Origin of the sequence: Nodosilinea sp. LEGE 07088 (assembly GCF_015207395.1) — a bacterium.
Classification (GTDB): Bacteria; Cyanobacteriota; Cyanobacteriia; order Phormidesmidales; family Phormidesmidaceae; genus Nodosilinea.
This window is the reverse complement of the sequence record NZ_JADEWX010000294.1, coordinates 1-4,052: the sequence shown is the minus strand read 5'-3', so window position 1 is coordinate 4,052 and position 4,052 is coordinate 1. Positions and strand designations below refer to the sequence as shown.

Sequence of the window (4,052 nt, the reverse complement as noted above, 5' to 3'; positions counted from 1 at the left end):
CTCATCTACCCATCCACCCCATCACCCCTCATCCGCCACCGTCAGATTCATCGCCTGGAAACTCACCTGCTCCAGCACGAAATCATCCTCCGGCACGCCGTAGGACCAGCCGTCGATTTTTACCCCGTAGAGGGTGAGGGTGTTGTTGACCTCCGCCAGGGCGGGGTTGTCGAGCAGCACGGTGATGTTAAACGACGGCTGGTTCCAACTGGCGGCGGGGCGGCTGTCGGCCCCTTCTCCCAGTAGCAGCCGCAGCAGCGCGCCATTGATATAGGCGCGGCCGATGGTGCCGGCAATGTGGATGTTGCCGTAGCGCAGTTCCGTGGGGTAGCGCTGGCCAATTTCGTGGAAGGGCTTGACGTCGGAGCGTACCGATACCGCCACGTTTTGCACCCGACCCACGGTCAACAGCTCGTAGGTGTCGATCACCCCCTGGGCCAGTTCGCCCTCAGCCCCTTCGGAGGTAGACAGGGTAATGGAGCCATCGGCCCCGGTTAAAACACTGGTATTTGCCATGGGCTTTGTCCTACTGCAAGTTGAGGGTGACCAGGATGTAATCGATGCTGAAGGTGGGCAAAATCACCGCGTTGACGATCGCTCGTCCAGCAATTTCGTCGTCGCGGGTGGCGGTCACCTCCAGGGTGTAGCCCACCAGCGCTTCGGCACTCACCATGGTGTCGAGGAAGCTGGCGATCGCACCGTAGAGCGTCTTGCGTACTCGCTGGTTGTTGAGCTTGCCAATGAACGGGTCCGCCGAGAGGCGAATACCCCGCTTGGCGGCATCGACAATGCGGCGGGTCGTGACCTGGGCAAAGGCCCCGGTGTGGGTGGTAATGCCGCGCACCACCCGCACGCCGCGCCGCTCTTCGAGGGCCAGCACATGCCCGCTGACCAACTGGGCCATTTCGCCGTAGGCAAAGCGCTGGGTCAGCCGCGTCACCCCCGGCAGTACTTTATTGGTGGGGCTCGACTGCACCGCCAACCCGCTAATCAACCCGGCCACCGCCGCCGCCGTGTATTGACCCGGCAGGGCCACCTCTTCGCTAGCGGCGGCGTCAAAGCTGTAGACGCCTGGGGTGGCAAAAATCAGCCGCCCGGTGTCGTTACTGGGCACAGCGCCCAAAAAGCCCGTGAGATCTGTGGTATCGACATCGCCGCCGACTACGGCGATCAGGTCTTTGCCGTTGTTTTCGGCGCTGACCAGCAGTGGGTTGAGCACCGCCGTAGCCTCGTCGGGGGTCAGCTCTGGGGCAATCAAGATATTCACATCGTCTTTGATCAGCTCGGCAAAGGCCTCCTCATAGGCGGTGCGGTTGGGGGCTGGAGTGGGCGACAGGGCGCGGGCAAACACCGTGCGCGCTCCATTCTGATAGGCCACCTGCAAGGCCCGCACCAGGTTGAGCTGACCGGTTACCGCACCAGCAGCATTCAGAAGCGCGTCGTACTCCCCAAGCTGGGCTCGGGCACTAGCATAGTCCGACAAAACGAACGTGCGACCATAGATCGAGGTGTCAAAGATGGGGCTACCATCGCCGCCAGTCTCGGGGTCGCCGTTGTCATCCACCGCCTGAATGCGGGCGGTGCCCACAATGCCAATGTTGCCGACGGCAAAGCCACCCGCGCGAATCAGCCCCTCTGCTCGCACCCGGACATAGGTACCCGGAATAATAGTTTCGAGAATTTCTTCAGCCATAAAACGGCCCTTTTGTGGAACTGTAATTTGACAACAGGAAACCTAACAAGATATGCGCTAGAAGGTAGCTATGACCTCAAAATAGGCACAGCAACTGCGATTAAATTCATCTCTAAATCGTCCCTTGACCCAAGGATAAAGAACTATGCATCAGGGGCATTCAGCAGCTCTATGTTTAGGGGAACAGTCTGAATAATCCCTTCAGTTTCTTCTGGTATTTTCAGGAATTCGTACACAATCCGAAAAGTGACTTTCTGCTCCAAAATGGCATTATTGCCCTGGCCTGACTGACGAATTTCAGGATCGATTTGTACTGCACCCAGACGCAAAATCCCTAGCTCTACATAGCGTCGCCTGGTAAGGCCAGAAAACGCTGCCATTAAACGAGCCAAGGCCGCATCGAGACTGGCTAGCGTATCGGTAGTCGATACCCGAATTTGAGCATCGGCCTCCATATAGTAGCCCCGAATATCGCCAACAGGGTTGGCGCTGGGCGCTATAAAGCTGCCTATCCCTGCGGGTTTAACAGAGATGGGCAATAGGGTAGATGCGATCGCGATTGAGCTATCTAGGTCGTCTGGCAAGACCTGGTTTAGCACCACCTGAAGACTGGCCAAGATTTCATCTATGGCGAAACTCATCACCACTAACCTCAGAAACGCCAACACCTAAATCATGTTAAGGATGATTTAGAGATAGCTAAAGACTTTAGCGATGATGGCGTAGATTATTTAGTCGTCTAATAGCTCTCTTCACTCAGTTGCTTAGATTTTCCGGAAGAGAACATCACTACAGGGGACTGTGAAGCTACTCTATCTCTCCACAGGTGAGGACGGAGGCCAAAGTAACTGTTCGGTTACAAAAATCTATCTTAGTTAAATTCGCCAAATATTTAAGTAACATTTTTATCTAGCCAAGACATTTAAGTCAATTATCTAGCCTGAGCAAAGCATGCTCTATTGGCGTACCCAAATAAATGTGGTCGGCCAAATAAAAGTGCTCAAGCATTGGCGGCGATAATTTCATCGATGGCTGAAAGCGCAATGCAATAACTGTCGCCAGGGGTTGGCAAAAAAATTATCCCTAACATCAGCCACGGCCAAACCATCCCTACCCTGCAGTCGCGGTAGTACGAGGCACGCTTCCGCCTCTATGATGCGAAAGAATCCACTGCATACAACAGCGATGACAACCTTAGCCTTGGCGTTGACGAGTCTGGCCCTCCTGATCTGGATTGGGATGCTGCTGTTTTGGGGCCAGTTTTGGCGCGCTGACCAGCGGCTTGACCCGCAGAATCTGGTGCCGCTCACCATCTGGCCCAAGATCGCCGTGGTGATTCCAGCTCGCAATGAGGCAGAGCTGATTGGAGTGGCGGTGCGATCGCACCTCAGCCAAACCTATCCCGGTAGCCTGTCGGCGGTGCTGGTAGATGACCAGAGTACCGACGGTACGGCGGCAGTGGCGCGGGCGGCGGCGATCGCCCTACATCAATCCGACAGCCTCACGGTACTCTCGGGCGCTGCGCTCCCCCCGGGCTGGACGGGCAAGCTCTGGGCCATGGAGCAGGGCTTTCGCTACCTGGCATCGCAGACCACCCCGCCCGACTACGTGCTCTTTACCGATGCCGACATTGAGCACGATGCCGATAGTTTGCAGCAGTTGGTGACGAAAGCCGACCGCGATCGGCTCGATCTGGTGTCGCTGATGGTGCAGCTCCGCTGTGAGAGCGTCTGGGAACGGCTGCTGATTCCGGCGTTCATCTTCTTTTTTCAGATGCTCTACCCATTCCCCTGGGTCAACGACCCCACTCGCGCCACCGCCGCCGCCGCTGGCGGCTGCATTCTCCTGCGCCGCACTGCCCTAGAGCGCATCGGTGGCCTCGCCATTCTCCGCAATGCTTTGATCGACGACTGTTCCTTAGCTGCTGCGATTAAGCGCCCTCAGCCTACTCACGCCGAATTGACCCCCCTCTCCCCCTCCTCCTATTACCCCATCTGGCTCGGCCTCAGCACCACCATCCACAGTCTGCGCCCCTACCCAACTCTGCAAAGCATCTGGAACATGATCACTCGCAGTGCCTACACCCAGCTCAACTACTCCCCCTGGCTGCTGATCGGCACAGTGCTGGGCATGGTGCTGGTCTACGCCGTTTCTCCCCTGGGCGTGGTTGTAGGGCTGCTGTGGGGAGACCCGATCGTGGTGCTGACGGGGTTGGCAGGGTGGGGGTTGATGGCCCTGGCCTACTGGCCGACGCTCAAGCTCTACGGCCAAAGTCAATGGCTAGCGCTGGCATTGCCGTTGATTGCCCTGCTCTATACGCTGATGACGCTCGACTCGGCGCGGCGGCACTGGGTAGGGC

Annotated in this window: 4 protein-coding genes; 1 reads left to right on the top strand and 3 read right to left on the bottom strand. The window is 57.4% G+C overall.

What is annotated here, in order from left to right:
• Positions 1-21: 21 nt before the first annotated feature.
• From IQ254_RS29980 to IQ254_RS29970, 3 genes are all read right to left on the bottom strand, one after another.
• The gene (locus IQ254_RS29980) at positions 22-516 is read right to left on the bottom strand and encodes a hypothetical protein (protein ID WP_193969798.1); all 495 of its coding nucleotides are present in this window, start codon (positions 514-516) and stop codon (positions 22-24) included.
• 10 nt (positions 517-526) lie between these two features.
• Positions 527-1,693, bottom strand: coding sequence for a phage tail sheath C-terminal domain-containing protein (locus IQ254_RS29975; RefSeq protein ID WP_193969797.1), 1,167 nt, complete (start codon positions 1,691-1,693; stop codon positions 527-529).
• Positions 1,694-1,836: 143 nt separating this feature from the next.
• Positions 1,837-2,334, bottom strand: a complete 498-nt coding sequence (locus IQ254_RS29970; RefSeq protein ID WP_193969796.1) for a hypothetical protein — start codon at positions 2,332-2,334, stop codon at positions 1,837-1,839.
• A 544-nt stretch (positions 2,335-2,878) separates the two neighbouring features.
• Between IQ254_RS29970 and IQ254_RS29965 the strand changes: the two genes are divergently transcribed.
• On the top strand, positions 2,879-4,052 hold a 1,174-nt coding region (locus IQ254_RS29965), incomplete at its 3' end, for a glycosyltransferase (RefSeq protein WP_193969795.1).

Coding starts and splice junctions, on each gene's coding strand:
- IQ254_RS29980 (WP_193969798.1), bottom strand. CDS start 516: ATGGCAAATACCAGTGTTTTAACCGGGGCCGATGGCTCCATTACCCTG.
- IQ254_RS29970 (WP_193969796.1), bottom strand. CDS start 2,334: ATGAGTTTCGCCATAGATGAAATCTTGGCCAGTCTTCAGGTGGTGCTA.
- IQ254_RS29975 (WP_193969797.1), bottom strand. CDS start 1,693: ATGGCTGAAGAAATTCTCGAAACTATTATTCCGGGTACCTATGTCCGG.